General features: G+C 42.6%; 20 protein-coding genes. 13 read left to right on the top strand and 7 right to left on the bottom strand.

The features are described 5' to 3' along the window. The first annotated feature begins 68 nt into the window (after nt 1-68). Both MTX11_RS05975 and MTX11_RS05970 read left to right on the top strand, forming a co-directional pair. Nucleotides 69-431: a hypothetical protein gene (locus MTX11_RS05975; RefSeq protein WP_004278984.1), complete on the top strand. Its 363-nt coding sequence runs from the start codon at nt 69-71 to the stop codon at nt 429-431. Next, entirely contained in the window at nt 419-961 is a 543-nt protein-coding gene (locus MTX11_RS05970) for a GNAT family N-acetyltransferase (protein WP_243474625.1), read from the top strand. The genes MTX11_RS05975 and MTX11_RS05970 overlap by 13 nt, the downstream gene beginning before the upstream one ends. A gap of 33 nt (nt 962-994) precedes the next feature. Here the strand turns inward: MTX11_RS05970 and MTX11_RS05965 are convergent, their stop codons facing one another. Beyond that, on the bottom strand, nt 995-1,627 hold the full coding sequence (locus MTX11_RS05965; RefSeq protein WP_004645565.1) for an alpha/beta hydrolase: 633 nt from the start codon (nt 1,625-1,627) through the stop codon (nt 995-997). Nucleotides 1,628-1,750: 123 nt separating this feature from the next. Between MTX11_RS05965 and yaaA the strand changes: the two genes are divergently transcribed. The 4 genes from yaaA (at nt 1,751) to MTX11_RS05945 (ending at nt 6,515) form a co-directional block, all read left to right on the top strand. Further along, the gene (gene yaaA, locus MTX11_RS05960) at nt 1,751-2,533 is read left to right on the top strand and encodes a peroxide stress protein YaaA (RefSeq protein ID WP_005247421.1); all 783 of its coding nucleotides are present in this window, start codon (nt 1,751-1,753) and stop codon (nt 2,531-2,533) included. A gap of 1,181 nt (nt 2,534-3,714) precedes the next feature. Further along, nucleotides 3,715-5,037: an NCS2 family permease gene (locus tag MTX11_RS05955; RefSeq protein ID WP_004645563.1), complete on the top strand. Its 1,323-nt coding sequence runs from the start codon at nt 3,715-3,717 to the stop codon at nt 5,035-5,037. Nucleotides 5,038-5,113: 76 nt separating this feature from the next. Beyond that, nucleotides 5,114-6,115: an adenosine deaminase gene (locus MTX11_RS05950; RefSeq protein WP_243474624.1), complete on the top strand. Its 1,002-nt coding sequence runs from the start codon at nt 5,114-5,116 to the stop codon at nt 6,113-6,115. Between the two features lie 46 nt (nt 6,116-6,161). Further along, nucleotides 6,162-6,515 carry a hypothetical protein gene (locus tag MTX11_RS05945; protein ID WP_004278976.1) on the top strand — a complete coding sequence of 118 codons (354 nt, stop codon included), beginning with the start codon at nt 6,162-6,164 and terminating at the stop codon, nt 6,513-6,515. A 43-nt stretch (nt 6,516-6,558) separates the two neighbouring features. On the opposite strand, the gene MTX11_RS05940 is transcribed toward MTX11_RS05945, so the two are convergent. Continuing rightward, a complete protein-coding gene (locus MTX11_RS05940) occupies nt 6,559-7,122 on the bottom strand; it encodes a cytochrome b (RefSeq protein ID WP_005247418.1) in 564 nt (187 codons plus the stop codon). Nucleotides 7,123-7,339: 217 nt separating this feature from the next. Between MTX11_RS05940 and MTX11_RS05935 the strand changes: the two genes are divergently transcribed. Together MTX11_RS05935 and rnhB are read left to right on the top strand one after the other, a co-directional pair. Continuing rightward, nucleotides 7,340-7,711: a hypothetical protein gene (locus tag MTX11_RS05935; RefSeq protein WP_004278974.1), complete on the top strand. Its 372-nt coding sequence runs from the start codon at nt 7,340-7,342 to the stop codon at nt 7,709-7,711. A 59-nt stretch (nt 7,712-7,770) separates the two neighbouring features. Continuing rightward, nucleotides 7,771-8,358 carry a ribonuclease HII gene (gene rnhB / locus MTX11_RS05930; RefSeq protein ID WP_005247416.1) on the top strand — a complete coding sequence of 196 codons (588 nt, stop codon included), beginning with the start codon at nt 7,771-7,773 and terminating at the stop codon, nt 8,356-8,358. A gap of 95 nt (nt 8,359-8,453) precedes the next feature. On the opposite strand, the gene csrA is transcribed toward rnhB, so the two are convergent. The 3 genes from csrA to alaS all read right to left on the bottom strand — a co-directional run bounded on the left by csrA (nt 8,454) and on the right by alaS (nt 12,997). After that, nucleotides 8,454-8,708, bottom strand: a complete 255-nt coding sequence (gene csrA, locus MTX11_RS05925) for a carbon storage regulator CsrA (protein WP_004278972.1) — start codon at nt 8,706-8,708, stop codon at nt 8,454-8,456. 250 nt (nt 8,709-8,958) lie between these two features. Next, nucleotides 8,959-10,239, bottom strand: a complete 1,281-nt coding sequence (locus tag MTX11_RS05920) for an aspartate kinase (RefSeq protein WP_004278971.1) — start codon at nt 10,237-10,239, stop codon at nt 8,959-8,961. Nucleotides 10,240-10,303: 64 nt separating this feature from the next. Further along, the gene (alaS, locus tag MTX11_RS05915; RefSeq protein ID WP_243474623.1) at nt 10,304-12,997 is read right to left on the bottom strand and encodes an alanine--tRNA ligase; all 2,694 of its coding nucleotides are present in this window, start codon (nt 12,995-12,997) and stop codon (nt 10,304-10,306) included. 388 nt (nt 12,998-13,385) lie between these two features. On the opposite strand from alaS, the gene MTX11_RS05910 reads away from it, so the two are divergent. Both MTX11_RS05910 and MTX11_RS05905 read left to right on the top strand, forming a co-directional pair. Next, nucleotides 13,386-14,408 carry a type I glyceraldehyde-3-phosphate dehydrogenase gene (locus MTX11_RS05910; RefSeq protein WP_243474622.1) on the top strand — a complete coding sequence of 341 codons (1,023 nt, stop codon included), beginning with the start codon at nt 13,386-13,388 and terminating at the stop codon, nt 14,406-14,408. Nucleotides 14,409-14,600: 192 nt separating this feature from the next. After that, nucleotides 14,601-14,897 carry a hypothetical protein gene (locus tag MTX11_RS05905; RefSeq protein ID WP_004278968.1) on the top strand — a complete coding sequence of 99 codons (297 nt, stop codon included), beginning with the start codon at nt 14,601-14,603 and terminating at the stop codon, nt 14,895-14,897. Nucleotides 14,898-14,939: 42 nt separating this feature from the next. Here the strand turns inward: MTX11_RS05905 and MTX11_RS05900 are convergent, their stop codons facing one another. Continuing rightward, nucleotides 14,940-15,239: an AzlD family protein gene (locus MTX11_RS05900; protein ID WP_243474621.1), complete on the bottom strand. Its 300-nt coding sequence runs from the start codon at nt 15,237-15,239 to the stop codon at nt 14,940-14,942. Beyond that, nucleotides 15,236-15,985 carry an AzlC family ABC transporter permease gene (locus MTX11_RS05895; RefSeq protein WP_243474620.1) on the bottom strand — a complete coding sequence of 250 codons (750 nt, stop codon included), beginning with the start codon at nt 15,983-15,985 and terminating at the stop codon, nt 15,236-15,238. Before MTX11_RS05895 ends, MTX11_RS05900 begins: the two co-directional genes overlap by 4 nt. Before the next feature lie 147 nt (nt 15,986-16,132). Between MTX11_RS05895 and MTX11_RS05890 the strand changes: the two genes are divergently transcribed. From MTX11_RS05890 to MTX11_RS05880, 3 genes are all read left to right on the top strand, one after another. Next, the gene (locus MTX11_RS05890; protein WP_243474619.1) at nt 16,133-16,588 is read left to right on the top strand and encodes an Lrp/AsnC family transcriptional regulator; all 456 of its coding nucleotides are present in this window, start codon (nt 16,133-16,135) and stop codon (nt 16,586-16,588) included. Nucleotides 16,589-16,794: 206 nt separating this feature from the next. Beyond that, nucleotides 16,795-17,961, top strand: coding sequence for an ATP phosphoribosyltransferase regulatory subunit (locus MTX11_RS05885; RefSeq protein ID WP_243474618.1), 1,167 nt, complete (start codon nt 16,795-16,797; stop codon nt 17,959-17,961). Between the two features lie 70 nt (nt 17,962-18,031). Beyond that, nucleotides 18,032-19,351 carry an adenylosuccinate synthase gene (locus MTX11_RS05880; RefSeq protein WP_004278963.1) on the top strand — a complete coding sequence of 440 codons (1,320 nt, stop codon included), beginning with the start codon at nt 18,032-18,034 and terminating at the stop codon, nt 19,349-19,351. The last annotated feature ends 63 nt before the right edge of the window (nt 19,352-19,414 follow it).

Raw genomic sequence — 19,414 nt, 5'->3', positions numbered from 1 at the left:
TGCTTGGCTGTTTTGTTTATATTGCTTATGCTAAACCCATATAAGAAAAAAGCCATTTGGAAGTAGCGATGCGAAAATTAAAATTCATGGCCAATACCCAGAGCCAAACACCACGGGATGGTCAAGAAACCCAGGAATATGTAGCACATTTACTTGCCGAAAAATTAGGTAAATACGGTTTTCAGACCTTAAGCCAAAGTGGTGCTCAGGTTGCCGTCAGCGTAGAAGAACATGCGCTGCCTTTATCAGTGAGTTGCGAAACCAGAGATGAACAAGGGCATCTGGTCTGTGAGATTGCCTCATATCCTGAAGAAGAACAGGACTGGCTGGATCGTATCACCGAAAGAAGTTTGCTTAATCAGCTTGCACAGGCAGTGGAAACCTCTCTAAAAGAGCAGGAACGCTTTAGCGAGTTTGAATGGAAGAGCTAATTCAACAGACTCAATCAGCTTTGCCTACACTGCAAAGTAAACGCTTGATCCTGAATTGTTTTAAATCAGCCGATGCCAAAGAAACTTATGCTTCAATTACGCCGAGTTTGACACGTTTTATGGCGTGGGATGCACCAGAATCTGAAAAGGAATTTGCAACAGTCTGGAAAAATTGGCTGGAAAATATGACCGATCATAAAGAATATGTATTTGTTATCCGTCATATTGAAACACAAGAATTTATTGGACTATGTGGTTTGCATCGACTTCATGATGAAATACCTGAAGTTGGTATCTGGATTCGTGAAACTGCACATGGTCATCATTATGGACATGAGGCAGTGCATTGTGTTGTGGCCTATGCTTTCAATACACTAGGGATTCAAGTCTTAAGCTACCCGGTAGCAGAAGAAAACTGGGCTAGCCGTAAAATTGCAGAACGCTTGGTCGGAAAAATTATCCGTTACATCGATAAGCCTAAATATCGGGCTGTGATGTATGAAATTTTTGCAGAAGATTTTGTCTTTTAATAAAAAAACCCATCATTTGATGGGTTTTTTTATTTAGCCAAGCGCTAAGTACCGGGTCATTGCGATCCGCAATTGCTTTAAATAGCCGGTAAAGAAGTGGTTGGCACCAGGTAATACGGTCACTAAATGGCGTTGTGGCTTTGCCCATTCAATCATATCTGAGAGCAAAGTCACCTCATCGGCTTCACCATGAATGAACAGAATGTCGCCTTTAATGGCGGGCGTCACATAATGGCGAATACCAGCCACTGTTGCAGTCGGCAGACCACATAAAATGGTTTGCTTTGGTTGCAATTCTACCGGTAAGGCTGCATAGCTTTTTGCCATGACATGCGCACCAAAACTAAAACCGCCTGCATAAAAAGGCAGGGCAATATGCTGGTTGCGAGCGAACCGAATGACTTCTAATACATCATCCGTCTCACCGAAGCCCTCGTCATGTATACCTTCACTTTGACCAGAACCACGGAAACTTGGACGATACACAATACAGCCACGTTCCAGATACATTTGTGCCAGTAAAACCGGAACCTTATGTTGTGGTGTACCGCCTTGCAATGGATGGGGGTGACAAACTACCGCGAATCCTTTCACTTCACCCTGAGGATAATCCACAAAAACTTCAATCTGACCCGCAGGCCCTTGAAGAAAAATTTGCTCGGGCATATAAAAACCGATGATTAACAGGAGAATCGTGCATTTTAACGATTATGGTGAATAAAAACATGAATTGGAATTAAAATAAGCAGACTGATATAGTTTGATTAATCATTTTTTGACCAGGTTGCCATGCTCGCTTTAATTTCTCCAGCCAAAACTCTCGATTACGATACTCCATTACCGACTGACCAATTTACTCAAGCGAGATTATTAGAACATTCACAGGACTTGATCAACGTTTGTCGCACACTTTCTGCAACAGAAATTTCCAGCTTAATGAGTGTTAGTGAAAAAATTGCCACTTTAAATACCGCACGTTTTAATGACTGGCAACCGGATTTTAATTTAGCCAATGCCCGTCAGGCGATTTTTGCATTTAAAGGCGATGTCTATACAGGTCTGGATGCCTATAGTTTAAAACATGAAGATCTGCACTATGCACAAGACCGTTTACGCATGTTGTCTGGATTATATGGACTGTTACGTCCCTTGGATTTGATGATGCCGTACCGTCTGGAAATGGGAACCAAATTGGCCAATTCCCGCGGGCATAACCTATATGACTTCTGGGCACATCACATTACTGATCTGATTAATCAGGATCTAGCAGCAGCAAATTCTGAAATCCTGGTGAATATCGCCTCTGATGAATATTACAAATCAGTCAACGAGTGCAAAATTCAGGCAGACATTATCAAGCCGGTATTTCTGGATCAGAAAAATGGCAAATATAAAGTGATTAGTTTCTATGCCAAAAAAGCACGCGGTCTCATGGCGCGTTTTATGATTGAAAATAAAATTGATCGTATAGAGGGGCTAAAAGCTTTTAATACTGATGGCTATTATTTTGATGCAGACAGTTCACTCAAAGGAGAACTGGTGTTCAAGCGTGATGAACAACTGAGTGCATAAATGAGATGATTCCCAGTATCCAGCATGAGGATATGTATGCCGGATATTGGGATGTCTTTATCATGGTTAGCTTCTTAACTAGTGTTCAACGATTTGACTCTATGATGAGTGAAGTGTGGATGAACTGCATAATGAAAACTTCAAGATAGTTAAAAATAAAAAATATCGTTAAACACTTTGAAATCCCTCGCAAAATCTCCCTTATTTAGATCATTTTATTTTAAAAATTAAAGTTGAGCATTCTTGGAAAAGGCCGATAAAATAAATCGAAATAACTTCTATTGAATAGGTTAGATTTCATTTATCTATATATTTTAATTTTGAATAAACTTCTTTTAGAGATTTTTAAAAATATATTAAATTCAATTATTTATTTTTTATTTGAAAGAATTTTTAATAGTATCGATTTTTTGAAAAAAAGAATTATAAATTAATTAAGTATTAATAAATAAAACGACATAAAATTAATCTTTAGAAGATAAATAAATGCCTTCTATCGGGTTAAATGTAAACTATGTCACAAGTTTGTTAGGTTTTTTGTTAGCATAATTGCATAGTGTTACAAAGCAGCATAATAAAAATGAAAATATATGCTATCCCTGTTTTTGCCTTAATGATCAGTTTATTAGGATTTTGTGTCCATAAACAGTCAGAAATCAGAAAATATGAAAAGATCCGTCATGTCTTGAACGATGGACGTGATTCAAGCAAATTGCTGGAATCCAATCGGCATCGACATTAAGCAGGTTATATATCTTCCTCCCGCCAATTGGGCTGGATTAATAAAATTAAAACCATAATAAATATAATAAAATTTTTTAAATATTCACCTGGAATATATTAATTTCTAATAAAGTGTAAAATCAAATAAGCAATAAGAAATCAATGTGTTATAATTTGCCAACGATCAGGATGAAGCAGAATTCATCTTGTTAAGCATTTGATTTAAATAGAGAAAATAAAGCTGCATAAAGGTTATGCAGCTTTTTTGTTTAGATTTTTTTTGGGTTTTTATAGCATAGCCCTGGGGCTGTAAGCTGTTCCAACATTTTAACCCGTCAAATGGCTATGCTGGCATATTCGTTGCTAACACATCCTTAAAATTGATGAATTTTTTTATAAAGTTTCATTTATTTGACGGCTTGCTTAAAGCATTAAGTTTACTCAATAGGGGCTAGGTCATGACGACTCCTAATCCATCTTCAGAAAGTATGCTTGAACGTCTGTTTAAACTGAGTGAAAACAAAACCAGTTTCCGTACAGAAGTTCTTGCCGGTGTAACTACATTCTTAACGATGTGTTACATCATTATTGTCAATCCGATGATTTTGTCCGAAACGGGGATGGATCATGGGGCTGTCTTTGTAGCAACCTGTCTTGCAGCCGCGATTGGCTGTTTAGTCATGGGCTTGATTGCAAATTATCCAATTGCACTTGCACCAGGCATGGGCTTGAATGCCTTCTTTACCTATTCTGTATGTTTGGGAATGGGTGTGCCTTGGCAAACAGCACTCGGGGCTGTGTTTATCTCCGGTCTTGTGTTTATTGCGATCAGCATGTTCAAAATCCGTGAAGCCATTGTCAATGCGATTCCAATGTCGCTGAAACTGGCCATCGGTGGTGGTATTGGCTTATTTCTTGCGCTGATTGCTTTGAAAAATGCCGGCCTGATTGTGGATAATCCCGCTACATTGGTAGGTTTGGGTGATTTAAAACAACCATCGGTTTTACTTGCATTATTTGGTTTCCTTCTGGTTGTTGTGATGCATCACTTTAAAGTGCGTGGTGCGATCATCATCAGTATTTTGGTGTTAACCGGTATTTCAGCAGCATTGGGTCTGAGTGAATTTAAAGGTGTGGTTGGCGCAGTGCCATCGATTGCACCCACATTTATGCAAATGAGCTTTGAAGGTCTGTTCACTGCCAGTTTAATTGGCGTGATTTTTGTCTTCTTTCTGGTTGATCTGTTTGACTCAACCGGTACGCTCGTAGGTGTTTCACACCGTGCAGGCTTGTTGAAAGATGGCAAACTGCCGCGTTTGAAAAAAGCACTTTTTGCTGACTCTTCTGCAATTGTTGCAGGTGCAGCTTTAGGTACCTCATCGACTACACCATACATTGAATCTTCTGCAGGCGTAGCAGCCGGTGGCCGTACAGGTCTAACTGCTGTCGTAGTCGGTATCCTGTTTGTTGCCTGTTTGTTCCTGGCACCATTGGCACAGTCTGTACCAAGCTTTGCAACAGCGCCAGCGCTGTTATTTGTCGGTGTCTTAATGATTCAAGGTATCGTGCATATTGACTGGGAAGATATTACAGAAGCAGTCCCTGCATTTTTAACCATTGTATTTATGCCATTTACCTATTCGATTGCGGATGGTATTGCGATGGGCTTCATTAGCTATGCATTGATCAAATTGTTAACCGGTAAGGCATCAACTGTACCGTATATGGTCTGGATTATTGCAGTACTATGGACGCTTAAATTCGCACTATTTGGCGGCTAATTTTTCTAGATTTGGAAAGGGTGTAAACTCAGTTTGCACCCTTTTTTTATTATTTTAGGTTTCATGAGGAGAAGCGATGAACCGTCTTGAGTTGATTCGAGCTTTGCCAAAAGCTGAGCTTCATGTTCATATTGAGGGCACTTTTGAGCCTGAGCTAATGTTTGCGATCGCTCAGCGTAATAAAATTGCCATCCCGTATAAATCTGTTGAAGAAGTTAAACAGGCGTATAACTTTCATAATCTTCAGTCGTTCCTGGATATTTATTATGCTGGTGCAGCTGTATTGATTCATGAACAGGATTTTTATGATCTGGCCTGGGCGTATTTTGAGAAATGTGCTGAAGACCGGGTCGTGCATACTGAAATGTTCTTTGATCCACAGACCCATACCGACCGTGGCGTTGCTTTTTCAACCGTGATCAACGGCTTGCAAAAAGCCTGTGATGATGCCAAAACTAAACTGGGTATCAGTTCACATCTGATTATGTGCTTCTTGCGTCATTTAAGTGAAGGTGCTGCATTTGCAACATTGGAACAGGCCTTACCTTATAAAGACCAGATTATTGCAGTCGGTTTGGACTCAAGTGAAGTCGGGCATCCACCTTCAAAGTTTGAACGTGTCTTTGCTAAAGCGCGTGAAGCAGGTTTCTTGGTTGTAGCACATGCAGGTGAGGAAGGCCCGGCAGCCTATGTCTGGGAAGCTTTAGATTTGCTGAAAGTGAATCGTATTGATCATGGTGTACGTTCGGAAGAAGATCCGGCGTTAATGCAGCGCCTGATCGCAGAAAAGATGCCACTGACGGTTTGCCCATTGTCAAACCTGAAACTCTGCGTCGTGGATGATATGCAGCAGCATAATATCCGTCGCCTCTTACAGCAAGGTGTGCATGTCACGGTCAATTCAGATGATCCATCTTATTTTGGTGGTTATATGAATGACAATTTTATTGCCATTGCTGAAGCACTGGATTTAAGCAACGAGGAATTGAAGCAGTTGGCCATCAACTCATTTGAAGCTTCTTTTATTACCGATGCTGATAAAGAGCAATGGATCAACCAGATCCGTGCCCTGGTTTAAGTTTTTAGATAACAGGCAGGGTACGCTCTGCCTTTGTTTTTTATAGATGGATATGAAGTTGAAACATGTAATTCTACTCATCAGTAGCGTGTTGATATCTGCCTGCTCAAATGCAGATATGACTTTGACACAGCGTACTTTAAAACCCGTGATTGAATACCAATGTGCAAAAGAATTGAAAGCATCTAAATTCTGGACTGCCTCGACCTATTTTATGCAGGACAAAAATAAAGCTGAACTTGAGCAAAATGTCTGTTCATGTGTAGGTGAGCATGCACTCAAGGATATTCCGGCAAGCACTTTACTGAAAGCGACTCTGGATGAAGAAGTAAAGTCAAAACTCACGCAACAGGCTATTGCAAACAGTCTGAAAGGCTGCATGACCGAGTTCTTAAAATAAAATCAGCTTTGCAATGAAAGCTGATTGAGTGTGGTTTTGCAGATTATTTTTTAGAAGATTTGGATTGTCGGGTCATGCTGTTGAGTACATGATCTTTATCGATAAAATGATGTTTCAGTGCTGCGAAAATATGTCCAACTAAAAGTAAGCCAACTGCCCAGGAAAGCCAGATATGCAGGGGTTTTACGATCGCGGTTACAGCCGGATTTTCTGAAATCAGTGCCGGCAGGTTAAATAAATATAGCACTGGTGCTGGATAGCCCAGACTCCAGCTATATAAACAGCCGGTGACAGGTAGGGCAATCAGCATAAAATACAAAGCCAGATGACCTGCATGTGCCAAAGTTTTCATCCGGGGTGACATAGTGTCCGGTAGTTCAGGGGCAGGGTGGGTATAACGCCAGAAAATTCGCACAACCAACAGGAAAATAATGGTGGTGGCGATATTTTTATGCAGGGTGATGACATCGCCTTTAAAGCTGCCATCGACTTCATAACTTAAAAAATTCCCACTATAAAAACCAATCAGCCAGGCCGCAATAAAGATAACTGCCATGATCAAGTGCAGCCATTGTGCCGTGCGCGTGTAATATTGTACTTTTTCCATGTGATTTTCGATTGCCCTCAAAGATGAATGCACCTTAGCAAAGGGCGAATCAACTCAGCAATTCCAAATCTGCAACGCTATGGTGGCTTTCATGCAACATCTATTGAAATTGCTGGGTGCAGATTAAACATTCAGGATGATTTATAGATTTCTTATTCAGGTGAATTTCGGCACAATAGCGTCACGCTTCATATATGAATAAACAAGGAACAGATCTGTGAAAAAATTATTGGCTGCACTTGCTCCGCTTACTTTGGTTTTATCGGCTTGTGCAACAACAGGCAGCCCTGAAACGCAAACCACGACTCAACAGCTGGGTGGGGCTGCGCTTAAAATCGCGATCAATGCAAAATGTACGACTGAGCTGAATAATATTCCAGCATGGCAAACAGCTACACGTCTAATGACTACGACCCAAAAGCAGAATATCCAGACTGAAATTTGTGGCTGTGTCAGCGAAAAAGCACCCCAAAGCGTAACAGCAGTAGATTTGGCGACTGCAGCGATTGACCCGGCAGCACGTGCGACGATTGTCGGCAATGTGGTTGCAAAAACCATTAACGCTTGTGTAGCTGAAGCTGTAAACTAAGCCAAGATTAAATTGAAATAGGCTGACTGGTTCAGCCTATTTTTTATGGAAAAATAGACATGAAGATTGCTGGTGTAGATGAAGCAGGGCGTGGGCCATTAGTGGGTTCGGTGGTCGCTGCGGCAGTTATTTTGGATCCGAACAACCCGATTGAGGGTTTAAATGATTCTAAAAAACTCACTGAAAAGAAGCGTGAAAAACTTTTTATCGAGATTCAGGAAAAAGCGCTGGCATGGGCCATTGCTGAGGCTTCTGCGGCAGAGATTGATGAACATAATATTTTGCAAGCTTCTTTGCTGGCCATGCGTCGTGCTGTAGAAGCTTTGCCAGTTCAACCAGAGCATGTACTAGTCGATGGCAATAAAGTCCCTCAAGGCCTTCGCATGAGCTGTGATGCCGTGGTGGGTGGTGATGCACTGCATGCTGAAATTTCAGCAGCCAGTATTCTGGCGAAAGTAACCCGTGACCATCAGATGATCGAGATGGATCAGAAGCATCCGCAATTTGGTTTTGCCAAGCACAAGGGTTATCCGACCAAAGCACATTTTGAAGCAATTGCCTTGCATGGTGTCATTGATGAGCATCGTCGCAGTTTTGGGCCGGTAAAAAAGGTGATTGCAGCATTACAGCAGGGTGCAGAACTTTAAGTTTTATTTTAAATTATCTAAGTATTTAATATTTTTGTATAAAATTTAGACAAATTTAAAGCGGCTCAAAAGCCGCTTTATTCTTCGCACAAACATTAACGGTTAAAGTTATTTTGTGTCTGGCTATCGTCTTCATAAGAAGGTTGGTAATCTTGATCGATATGTTGAAGATGTTCATGCATTGCACGTTCATGCTGGATACGCTGGTAAATCTCTTCACGGTGCACAGAGACTTCTTTCGGAGCATTTACCCCGATACGAACCTGGTTACCTTTTACACCAAGCACAGTCACACTGACTTGATCACCAATCATTAAAGTTTCCCCGACGCGTCGAGTCAGAATCAGCATGTTTTTCTCCTTGCAAAATGCAAAACCTGCAATCTATTGAATGTAAAACAAAAAGCACAACCAAAAATTACAAAATAAGATCTGGATAGAAATTCTGTCATCTGGGTGAAAGATTTTAATCTATCTCAGCTGGTTAAAAATCCTCAGGCTTAATATAACAGAGCCACTATAAAAAAAACTATAGTGGCTCTGCATTTTTGTAGACTTTTATAAAATACTGTCAAACAATGACAATATTCTGTCTTAACGCTTAAGCACGTGCGCTAGATTCGCCTTGTTCACGGTCTAAACCGAATGCGGTATGCAATGAACGAACCGCAAGTTCAAGATAATTTTCTTCAATGATCACAGAAATCTTGATTTCAGACGTCGAGATCATCAGGATGTTAATACCTTCATCTGCCAATGCTGTAAACATTTTGCTCGCTACACCGGCATGTGAACGCATACCGACACCTACGATCGATACTTTTACGATATCTGAACGGGTCGCAACTTCACGTGCACCAATTTCTTGAGCAGTTGCTTCAAGAATGGCTTTGGCTTTATTTAATTCGCCACGGTTCACAGTAAAAGTGAAATCAGTTGTACCATCTTCTTCAACGTTCTGGATAATCATATCCACTTCAACATTGGCATCACCAATCGGGCACAAAATTTTAGAAGCAATACCCGGTTCGTCAGGCACGCCTAAAATAGTTAATTTTGCTTCGTCACGGTTAAATGCGATACCGGAGATAATTGGCTGTTCCATATTGTCTTCCAATTCAGTCGTAATAAGTGTACCAACGTTTTGCTTAAACTCTTCGTCGAATGCGCCATCGTTGTCATTGTCGAAACTTGATAATACGCGTAAAGGCACCTGGTATTTACCAGCAAATTCAACTGAACGAATTTGCAGGACTTTAGAACCGAGTGACGCCATCTCAAGCATTTCTTCAAATGAAATACGATCAACTTTTTTTGCTTTTGGTGCAACACGTGGATCGGTGGTATATACACCGTCAACGTCGGTATAAATCTGGCATTCATCTGCTTTGAGGGCGGCAGCAATTGCAACACCTGAAGTATCAGAACCGCCACGCCCTAAAGTGGTGGTATTGCCATGTTCATCAAAACCCTGGAAACCTGCAACGACAAGTACGCGGCCTGCATCCAGATTTGAGTTTAGGACTTCAGTATCAATGGATTCGATACGTGCCTTATTGAATGAGCTGTCGGTTTTCATGCCAACCTGGCGACCTGTTAGTGATTTTGCTTCAACTCCAATTGAGTTCAGCGCCATTGCTAACATAGAAATCGTAACCTGTTCACCCGTAGATACCATTTGGTCTAGTTCACGTGGGTCAGGGGTTTCGGTAATGGCCTTCGCTAAAGCAAGCAGACGATTGGTTTCGCCACTCATTGCTGATACCACTACCACTACCTTGTGGCCGTGGTCATGCCAGCGCTTTACACGACGAGCAACATTTAAAATGCGCTCGGGAGTACCCATAGAGGTACCGCCATATTTTTGAACGATTAATGCCATAGTTGTTCCATATAAGCCATGACCCTGATGTACCTATCAGGGTCAGTTACACAAAATTGAAGTTTTATTTTGCTGCAAGCCAGGCAGTTAAATCTGCCATCACTGGAGCAAACTTCTCGTTAAGTGGCGCGCCACCTTGTGCCAAGTCAGGTTTACCACCACCTTTACCACCTAGCTCATTCGCTAAATGTTTGATGATGTCACCTGCTTTAATAGAAGCAGTAAAGTCTTTTGCCACAGATGCGATCAAGCTCACCTTGTCACCCTCTACACCTGCAAGAACAATCACTGCATTTTCTAATTTTGATTTCACACCGTCGTGCAGGTTGCGAAGTGCTTTCGCATCCATGTTTTCAACAGTTGTAATCAAGGTTGCACGACCTGCAATGCTTTGAACTTGGCTTAGAAGTTCACCGGCTTGCAGGCTAGCAAGTTTTTGATTGAGTTGTTCGATCTGTTTCTGCAAGCTCGATGCAGTATCAACCAACGCTTCAACTTTTTCTAAAGTCTGGTCTTTTTGTGCTTTGAGCAAACCGTTAATCATATTGATATCGCGATCGGCTTTTTGCGCAACTTCAACTGCTTTAGTGCCTGTTACTGCTTCAATACGACGTACACCGGCTGCCACACCACCTTCAGAGGTGATTTTGAACAGACCGATATCACCGGTACGTTTTACGTGAATACCACCGCAAAGTTCGATTGAGAAGTTTTTCTCTTCAATCACTGAACCCATAGACAGTACACGTACTTCGTCACCGTATTTCTCGCCAAACAGCATCATCGCGCCTTTAGCTTTCGCAGACTCGATATCCAGAAGTTCAGTAGACACCGCAGTATTGGCAATCACTTCAGCATTGACCAAACGTTCAATTTCTTGCAGCTGTTCAAAGCTTACAGGTTGGTCATTGGCAAAGTCAAAACGTAACACATCAGATGCAACCAATGAACCTTTTTGCTGTACATGTGAACCTAAAATTTGACGTAACGCAGCATGTAGCAGGTGAGTCGCAGAGTGGTTGCGCGCAGTTGCTGCACGAATATCTGCTTTTACTGTTGCTTCTACATTTTGAGTAACTTTCAAGTTACCCATCGTCACGATACCTTGGTGTACAAATGCGCCACCAGATTTTTTGGTATCTTGAACTTCGAAAATACCAGTATCGTTTTTAAAGATACCTGTATCACCGATTTGACCGCCGCTTTCTGCGTAGAAAGGTGTTTGGTTGAGTACGATCAGTGCTTCATCGCCTTCAAACACTTCATCAACTTGCTCGCCATCTTTGTAGATTGCGATGATTTGACCTTCACCTGCAGTTGCGTCATAACCATCAAACTGAGTTTCGCCTTCAACTTTAACTACGCTGTTGTAGTCGATCGCGAATTTACCTGCATCACGTGCGCGTTGACGCTGTGCAGCCATTTCAGTTTCGAAACCAGCTTCATCAATAGTTAAGTCACGTTCACGTGCGATATCTGCAGTCAAGTCTGTCGGGAAGCCGTAAGTGTCGTAAAGTTTAAATACTACTTCACCCGGAATCACAGAACCTTTTAACTGTGCCAATTCGCCTTCAAGCAATTTCAAACCTTGCTCAAGTGTTTTGGCAAATTGTTCTTCTTCTTTCAGAAGTTGTGCTTCGATGCGTGCTTGTTGAGCAGCAAGTTCAGGATAAGCTTCGCCCATCACTTCGATCAGTGGCTTCAACATCTTGTGGAAGAACGAACCTGTTGCACCTAGCTTGTTACCATGACGTACTGCACGACGGATGATACGACGCAGTACATAACCACGACCTTCGTTAGAAGGGTTTACGCCATCCGCGATCAAGAATGAACATGAACGTGCATGGTCCGCAACGACTTTCAATGAAGCAGGGTATTCAACTGGTTTGCCTTCCGCTTGAGCTTTTGCTTCAAGTTCAGTAGTGTCTAAACCAATGATTTCAGCAGCAGCTTTAAGCAAGTGTTGGAATAGGTCGATTTCGTAGTTTGAATTAACGTGTTGTAAAACAGCAGAAATACGCTCCAAGCCCATGCCTGTATCTACAGAAGGTGCTGGAAGAGGGTGTAATACGCCATCCGCAGTACGGTTGAACTGCATGAAAACATTATTCCAGATTTCAATGAAACGGTCGCCATCTTCTTCAGGAGAACCCGGTAGGCCACCCCAGATGTGATCGCCATGGTCAAAGAAGATTTCAGAACATGGACCACAAGGACCTGTGTCACCCATTGCCCAGAAGTTATCAGATGCGTATTGACCGCCTTTGTTGTCACCAATACGAATAATGCGAGAAGCGTCTAGACCGATTTCTTTGTTCCAGATGTCGAATGCTTCGTCGTCTGTATGGTAAACGGTTGCATAGAGTTTATCTTTAGGAAGACCAAGCCATTCTTCGTTAGTCAAAAAGTCCCAAGCAAATTTGATCGCATCACGTTTGAAGTAATCACCAAAGGAGAAGTTACCCAACATTTCAAAGAAAGTGTGGTGACGTGCTGTATAACCTACATTGTCCAAGTCGTTGTGCTTACCACCTGCGCGCACGCATTTTTGTGATGACACTGCACGTACATAATCGCGTTTTTCTAGACCTAAGAAGCAATCTTTAAACTGGTTCATACCAGCATTGGTGAACAGCAAAGTTGGGTCATTGGCAGGTACTAGAGAACTCGACGCGACACGTGTATGCCCTTGCGATTCAAAGTAACGCAAAAATGCTTCACGAATTTCAGCTGATGTCATAAAACGAGTACTCACAACCAAGTCACTCCATAATTTCCGATTTGGCTAAAACACCACAGTCTGACAAGCATACAAGAGCTCTGCTGCAATGCGGGGCTTAAAAATTTAAAACGCCAAATTATAACGGAAAAAGCAGTAGGCACCAATCATTTTAAAACCAATTGCGAAGGATTTATTTACTCAGGTTTTTCGCTGAATAATTAAATTGAATTTTCCCACAGTAGAATTCGTGGATATCCATCACATTAAAAATAACTGGAATTTTAAATGACCCAGATACAGACGGATGGATCAGAAATAAAATAATCGAAAATCAGTATTTTCTCTGAAGTTTTTTAATGTATGGCGCCAGAAATCCTTTAACATAGAAGAGTTTTAAAATAGGCATATAAAAGGTCGAGTCATGCAACGAGTGGCAATCAATGGATTTGGGCGTATTGGACGGAATGTACTGCGCGCATGGTTTGAAAATCCGAAAGATTTTAATTTTGAAATCGTTGCCATTAATGATATTGCCGATGTTGAAACCCTGATCCATCTATTTAAATATGACTCGACCCATGGCCGTTTTCCGGGGCAGGTGGATCTCAGCTATGATGCTGAACATATCTATATGCATATCAGCTATCAAGATGCTGCATTAAAAGTACAGGTTTTGTGTGAGTCGCAGCCGGCTAAGTTGCCTTGGCAAAACCTGGCGGTAGATGTAGTGCTTGAATGTACTGGACTGTTCCGTTCTCGTGAAGCCGCGACCCAGCATATTGGCGCAGGGGCGAAACGTGTGATTATTGGCGCGGCACCTTTTGATACGGTCGATGCCGCAATTGTCTATGGTGTCAATCATCATGAAGTCAAAGCATCGGACCAGATCATTTCCAGTGTTTCTTGTACTACGCAGGCTTTGGTGCCACTGGTCAAAATTATTGATGATGCATTTGGCATCAGTAGCGCCCTGATGACCGAAATCCATGCTGTTACGGCGGATCAGTCGGTACTGGATCATGCACATCGTGATTTGCGACGTGCACGTGCCTCGGGCCATAACATCATTCCAACCACTTCGAGCGCACTCGGTGCCTTAAAGCGTGTCATGCCAAAAATGGAAGATCGTATTGATGGTTATTCGATTCGGGTGCCAACCATTAATGTGGCCGCGATTGATTTGACCTTTGTCTCCCAGTCGCCGATTACCGATCACAAGTTAAATGAAGTTCTGATTAAGGCTGCCCGGCAGGATTTTGCCGAAATTATGTCGGTAACGGACGAGCCCTTGGTATCGAGTGATTTTAATCATTCCCCGTATTCACTGATTGTTGATCTGACCCAGACTCTGGTGGTCGGGCATCAAGCTAAGGTTTTTGCCTGGTACGATAACGAGTGGGGCTATGCCAACCGTCTACTGGATTTATGTGAATCATTTCATTAAGTTCGGGTTATCTAAACCTCAAAAGCACCAAGACACGGTGCTTTTTTCTTTCCTATAAATATTCTGCAAGCCATGTTTTAAGAGAATTTGCCGGTAATTGTTCGAAAATCAGGAATTGAGGCTGAATTATTTACGTTATCTGCAGCATTTTTCGTTAAGATAAAGACAATAAAATGAAATAAGAGCAAGCACATGATGGTGGTTTGGGGATTTATTATACTGCTGACTTTGGCGGTAATTTTTCTGATCTGGCTGCAGTTTAATCAGAGTGATGAGCCACGTAGCGTGGAAGGCGTGCCAGTCGAAGAAAAAATCGTGCATCTGGAAGAAAATTTAAAAAAGACCCTGGAAATCATGCAGGATCTAGCCAAAAAAATGCATGTGCAGCAGGAAGTGCTGGATCAGACCACAGCCAAACTTCAGCAGGTTGAATTGCAAAATGCCGAACTGGTCAGTTTGCTGACCAAAGTGGTTGATCCACAGAAATAAACAAAACCCCTTTAGAGATCATTTAAAGGGGTTTTTCTAGCGTTAGATTATTAAAATTCTTAAAATTGCAGCAGAAACCATACTGATGGCGACGGTCGGTAATAATCCAAAACGTGTAGCGGCAAATAGCGTTAAAGCCAAGGCAATCAGGTCTGCCGGATGGTCGCGTACAAAATAAGGCGCAATCACTGAAATCAGCACGCAGGCGGGAACTACTTCCAGAATTTTTCGCTGGCGCTGTGTCAGCGTTTTATTTTTTAATAAGACATAGCCCAAGAGCCGGGTTAAATAGGTGGTCACAGCAATCAGGATAATGGCCACCAAGGTATTTATCTGGATCATGCTTGATCCTCTTGAATCAGGAAAAATGCCGAAGTGATTCCAGACAAGGCGCCAATCGGCACATACCAGCCCGCAGGTAAATATAAATAAGCCAAAGCCGCACAGACTAAACTGACCAGCCATGGCCGGGCAGCCTCAAAACCTTTCCACATACTTCTTAGTAACACCAGAAATACAGCAGGAAAGGCCATATCAAAACCAAAACGGTTGATGTCGCCTAATACAGGTCCAAGCATGGCCCCGAGTGTGGTAAATCCGACCCACATCAAGTACAGGCAAAAACACAGGCCGGCATAATAAGGCATGCTAAACGCAGCACGATAACCCAGTTGCGCCTGTTTCCTTTGTGCATCAGCCAGACCGAGTGCCCAGCTTTCATCGACCATAAAAAACAGCGCCGGAAAAACTTTACGATTCGGAAGATGCTTTAAATACGGCATCAAACTGGCGCCCATCAACAGATGCCGGCTATTTACCAGAAAGGTAATGAACATCAGCATGAGTAAATTTGGTGGACTGCTCCAGACTTCCAGAATGGCAAATTCAGAACCGCCGGCAAAGTTTAATCCTGTCAGTAAAGGCACTTCGAGCAAGCTGAAATTCTTCTGTACTGCCGTCGCACCCAACACCAGCGCAAAGGGGATAATCCCTAAAAGCATGGGAATAGAATCTTTCATGCCACGTTGAAATTCACTGAAATCGGTAGGGGCAACTATTGCTGAGGTGCTTTGTCTGAACAAAAGCATGGAAATGACCTGGGTACTGCAAAACTAGACCATATTTTATGGCGATATTCAGGCTATTTGCTGTTGTAGTGAAAGAGATTTGAGTTTTATTTGAAATTAAATTGCGCTAAATTAAATTTAAGGGGTTTTAAATGCCAAGGCATAGACATGGATCAAATAGATAAACGCATTTTGCATGAGCTGCAAAAGAATGGAAAACTGCAAAATAATGAACTGGCTCAATTAATTGGCTTGTCACCGTCACCCTGTTTAAGACGGGTAAAACAGCTGCAAGATGATGGCGTGATTGAGCAATATGTCGCACTGCTGAATCCACAAAAGGTCAATTTGGCGATGAGCGTGTTTGCACGCGTCTGGCTCAAGTCTCAAGAAGCTGCTGTGGTCGATCAATTTGTCGAAGCGATCAAGGAAATGCCAGAGGTGGTCGAGTGCCAGTTAATGGCGGGCGATTGTGATTTCTTTCTAAGAATTGTAGTGGCTGATCTGGATGCTTATCGTAAATTTCAGATTCACCATTTAACCCAAATTCCCTGCATTCAAAGTGTAAAAACTGAAATTCCATTGCAAACGGTCAAAAGTACCACTGCATTGCCTTTGGTTTAATGCCTGACTTTTTCATGCTATTTGTTTTGAATGTGCATTAAAACGCTGATAGTTGACACAATTGTTGTTGATTTCATCAGGTAGCGAAAATTATAAAATTTGCGATGCACAGCCAAAACTATCGTGCTAGACTAGGAGAAATCGGGTGTGCTCCCGATTTTTTTATGCGGATTCGTTCCGCGCTGACAAGAATTTAGGTTTACAACATGCCCATTTCAGAGACATGGTTATTACCTGATGGTGTAGCTGATGTATTACCAGAACAAGCGCAAGTTATTGAAAGTCTGCGCCGTAAATCACTGGATTTCCTTGCATCTCGAGGTTATCAGCTGGTGTACACGCCATTCATTGAATACATCGAATCTCTATCTTCTCTCTCAGAATCGAATCAAGATTTAGACTTAGCCACTTTTAAAGTAATCGATCAGCTTTCTGGTCGTTTGCTTGGTGTGCGTGCCGATATGACACCACAAGTGGCTCGTATTGATGCGCATGTACATCCAGTGGAAGGTGTTGCACGTTACTGTTATGCAGGAACCGTTCTGCATACCAAGCCTCGCGGCTTTAATACCTCGCGTGCGCCACTACAGTTGGGTGCAGAACTCTTTGGTTCAGACAGCATTGATGCCGATGTCGAAATGGTCGACTTGATGATCAGTCTGATTCAGGAGACAGGTCTGGCAGATGGCATCCATCTGGACTTAGGTCATGTAGGTTTATTCCGCAGTCTGGTGGCTCAAGCCGGCTTGAACAAAGTCGCTGAACAGCAATTATCTGACTTATACCAGCGTAAGGCGCTGCCAGAATTAGAAGAATTCACGGCAGACCTGAAATTTGGTCATGATTTTTATGCCCTTGGACGCTATGCCAGCGACCTGGATGCATTGCAAGCGCATTTAAGTGCTGAAGTGTTGGCGAATCCAGCATTCACGCAGGCTTTTAATGTCTTGCAAACCACCAAAGATGAAGTTCAAACCCGTTGGCCAAACTTGAGTATTGGTATTGATGTGGTTGAATTACGTTCATACCATTATCATACTGGTCTGATGTACGCAGTCTATGCGCCGAACCGTGCCGCTGCACTGGCACAAGGTGGCCGTTATGATGGTATTGGTGAACATTTTGGCCGCGCGCGTCCGGCAACCGGTTTCTCTTGTGACTTATATGCTTTAAGCGCAGGTCAGTTTGATGCGGTACAGGTCGTGGTTGCACCTAAAGGCACTGATGCAGAACTTCTGAATGCGATTCAGAACATTCGTGCACAAGGCTTAAGTGTAATTCAGTTACTGGGTAATGATGATTTAAACTCGATTCCATATGCAACGCACCAGCTGGTGAATGCGAATGGTGAGTGGACAGTCAAAACGATTTAACTGCTTGGCTCAGTGTTCATGTCGCTGAGCGGGGCTTTCAACTTTAACAGCATGATGTAATGAGGCTATTATGGGCAAGAATGTTGTGGTACTTGGTACCCAATGGGGCGACGAAGGTAAAGGTAAAATCGTCGACCTGCTCACAGATCAAGCGGCAGCGGTAGTTCGTTATCAAGGCGGACATAACGCAGGTCACACTCTTGTGGTTGGTGGTAAGAAAACTGTCTTACACCTCATTCCATCAGGTATTTTACGTGAAAACGTATTGTGCTTAATTGGTAACGGTGTTGTTCTTTCTCCTGAAGCGCTCATCAAAGAGATGGACATTCTTGAAAAAGAAGGCGTTCCTGTTAAAGAACGTTTACGCATTTCTCCTAACTGTCCATTGATTCTTCCGAACCACATCGCACTTGATCAGGCGCGTGAGAAAAAACGTGGTAATGCGAAGATTGGTACGACAGGTCGTGGTATCGGTCCTGCATACGAAGACAAAGTAGCGCGTCGTGCAGTACGTGTTGCTGACCTGGTACGTGGTGGTGAACATCTTACTGCTCAGTTAACTGAACTTCTGGACTACCATAACTTCCAGCTGACTGAATACTACGGTGTTGAAGCAGTTAAACTGGAAGACGTGCTGGCACTTTGCGACGAATGGCGTAAAGTTGTTGCGCCACTGGTTGTGGACGTGACCACTGAATTGCACAACTACCGTAAAAACGGTGACAACATCATGTTCGAAGGCGCGCAAGGTTCACTTCTTGACGTTGATCACGGTACATATCCGTATGTGACTTCTTCGAATACCACTGCTGGTGGCGTAAGCTCTGGTTCAGGTCTGGGTCCATTACACCTTGACTATGTACTGGGTATTACCAAAGCGTACACCACGCGTGTAGGTGCAGGTCCATTCCCAACTGAGTTGGTGTATGACGCTGCAAATGACACAGGTGATGCGATTGGTAAACACCTCGGTACGATTGGTAATGAATTTGGTGCGTCTACTGGCCGTCAACGTCGTTGTGGCTGGTTCGATGCTGAAATTCTACGCCGTTCAGTTGACGTAAACTCACTTTCTGGTATTTGCCTGACTAAACTTGACGTTCTTGACGGTTTAGAAGAAGTTAAAATCTGTGTCGGTTATGAAGCTGCAGATTCTGGTTGTGTCGGTTCTTCTGATGCGCTTGCATTCGAAACTTTAAAACCGATTTACGAAACTATGCCAGGCTGGTCTGAGTCAACTTTCGGTGCGAAATCACTGGATCAGTTGCCAGAAGCTGCACTGAACTATGTAAAACGTCTTGAGCAATTGATTGAATGTCCAATCGACATCATTTCAACAGGTCCAGACCGTGAAGAAACCATTGTTCTTCGCCACCCGTTTGATGCTTAATCTTCATTTGATTAAAGCTTGAATGATAAAAACCCATCTCCGGATGGGTTTTTTTATATGCTG

The sequence above is a fragment of the Acinetobacter lwoffii genome (genome assembly GCF_022809915.1).
Lineage (GTDB): Bacteria > Pseudomonadota > Gammaproteobacteria > Pseudomonadales > Moraxellaceae > Acinetobacter > Acinetobacter lwoffii_M.
Note: the sequence above shows the minus strand (reverse complement) of the source record. Positions and strands in the feature narration are given on the sequence as shown.

Bases quoted from the DNA above. Each gene is read 5' to 3' on its own strand.
- MTX11_RS05975 (WP_004278984.1), top strand. From the start codon at position 69: ATGCGAAAATTAAAATTCATGGCCAATACCCAGAGCCAAACACCACGG.
- MTX11_RS05970 (WP_243474625.1), top strand. From the start codon at position 419: ATGGAAGAGCTAATTCAACAGACTCAATCAGCTTTGCCTACACTGCAA.
- MTX11_RS05965 (WP_004645565.1), bottom strand. From the start codon at position 1,627: ATGCCCGAGCAAATTTTTCTTCAAGGGCCTGCGGGTCAGATTGAAGTT.
- yaaA (WP_005247421.1), top strand. From the start codon at position 1,751: ATGCTCGCTTTAATTTCTCCAGCCAAAACTCTCGATTACGATACTCCA.
- MTX11_RS05955 (WP_004645563.1), top strand. From the start codon at position 3,715: ATGACGACTCCTAATCCATCTTCAGAAAGTATGCTTGAACGTCTGTTT.
- MTX11_RS05950 (WP_243474624.1), top strand. From the start codon at position 5,114: ATGAACCGTCTTGAGTTGATTCGAGCTTTGCCAAAAGCTGAGCTTCAT.
- MTX11_RS05945 (WP_004278976.1), top strand. From the start codon at position 6,162: ATGGATATGAAGTTGAAACATGTAATTCTACTCATCAGTAGCGTGTTG.
- MTX11_RS05940 (WP_005247418.1), bottom strand. From the start codon at position 7,122: ATGGAAAAAGTACAATATTACACGCGCACGGCACAATGGCTGCACTTG.
- rnhB (WP_005247416.1), top strand. From the start codon at position 7,771: ATGAAGATTGCTGGTGTAGATGAAGCAGGGCGTGGGCCATTAGTGGGT.
- csrA (WP_004278972.1), bottom strand. From the start codon at position 8,708: ATGCTGATTCTGACTCGACGCGTCGGGGAAACTTTAATGATTGGTGAT.
- MTX11_RS05920 (WP_004278971.1), bottom strand. From the start codon at position 10,239: ATGGCATTAATCGTTCAAAAATATGGCGGTACCTCTATGGGTACTCCC.
- MTX11_RS05910 (WP_243474622.1), top strand. From the start codon at position 13,386: ATGCAACGAGTGGCAATCAATGGATTTGGGCGTATTGGACGGAATGTA.
- MTX11_RS05905 (WP_004278968.1), top strand. From the start codon at position 14,601: ATGATGGTGGTTTGGGGATTTATTATACTGCTGACTTTGGCGGTAATT.
- MTX11_RS05900 (WP_243474621.1), bottom strand. From the start codon at position 15,239: ATGATCCAGATAAATACCTTGGTGGCCATTATCCTGATTGCTGTGACC.
- MTX11_RS05895 (WP_243474620.1), bottom strand. From the start codon at position 15,985: ATGCTTTTGTTCAGACAAAGCACCTCAGCAATAGTTGCCCCTACCGAT.
- MTX11_RS05890 (WP_243474619.1), top strand. From the start codon at position 16,133: ATGGATCAAATAGATAAACGCATTTTGCATGAGCTGCAAAAGAATGGA.
- MTX11_RS05885 (WP_243474618.1), top strand. From the start codon at position 16,795: ATGCCCATTTCAGAGACATGGTTATTACCTGATGGTGTAGCTGATGTA.
- MTX11_RS05880 (WP_004278963.1), top strand. From the start codon at position 18,032: ATGGGCAAGAATGTTGTGGTACTTGGTACCCAATGGGGCGACGAAGGT.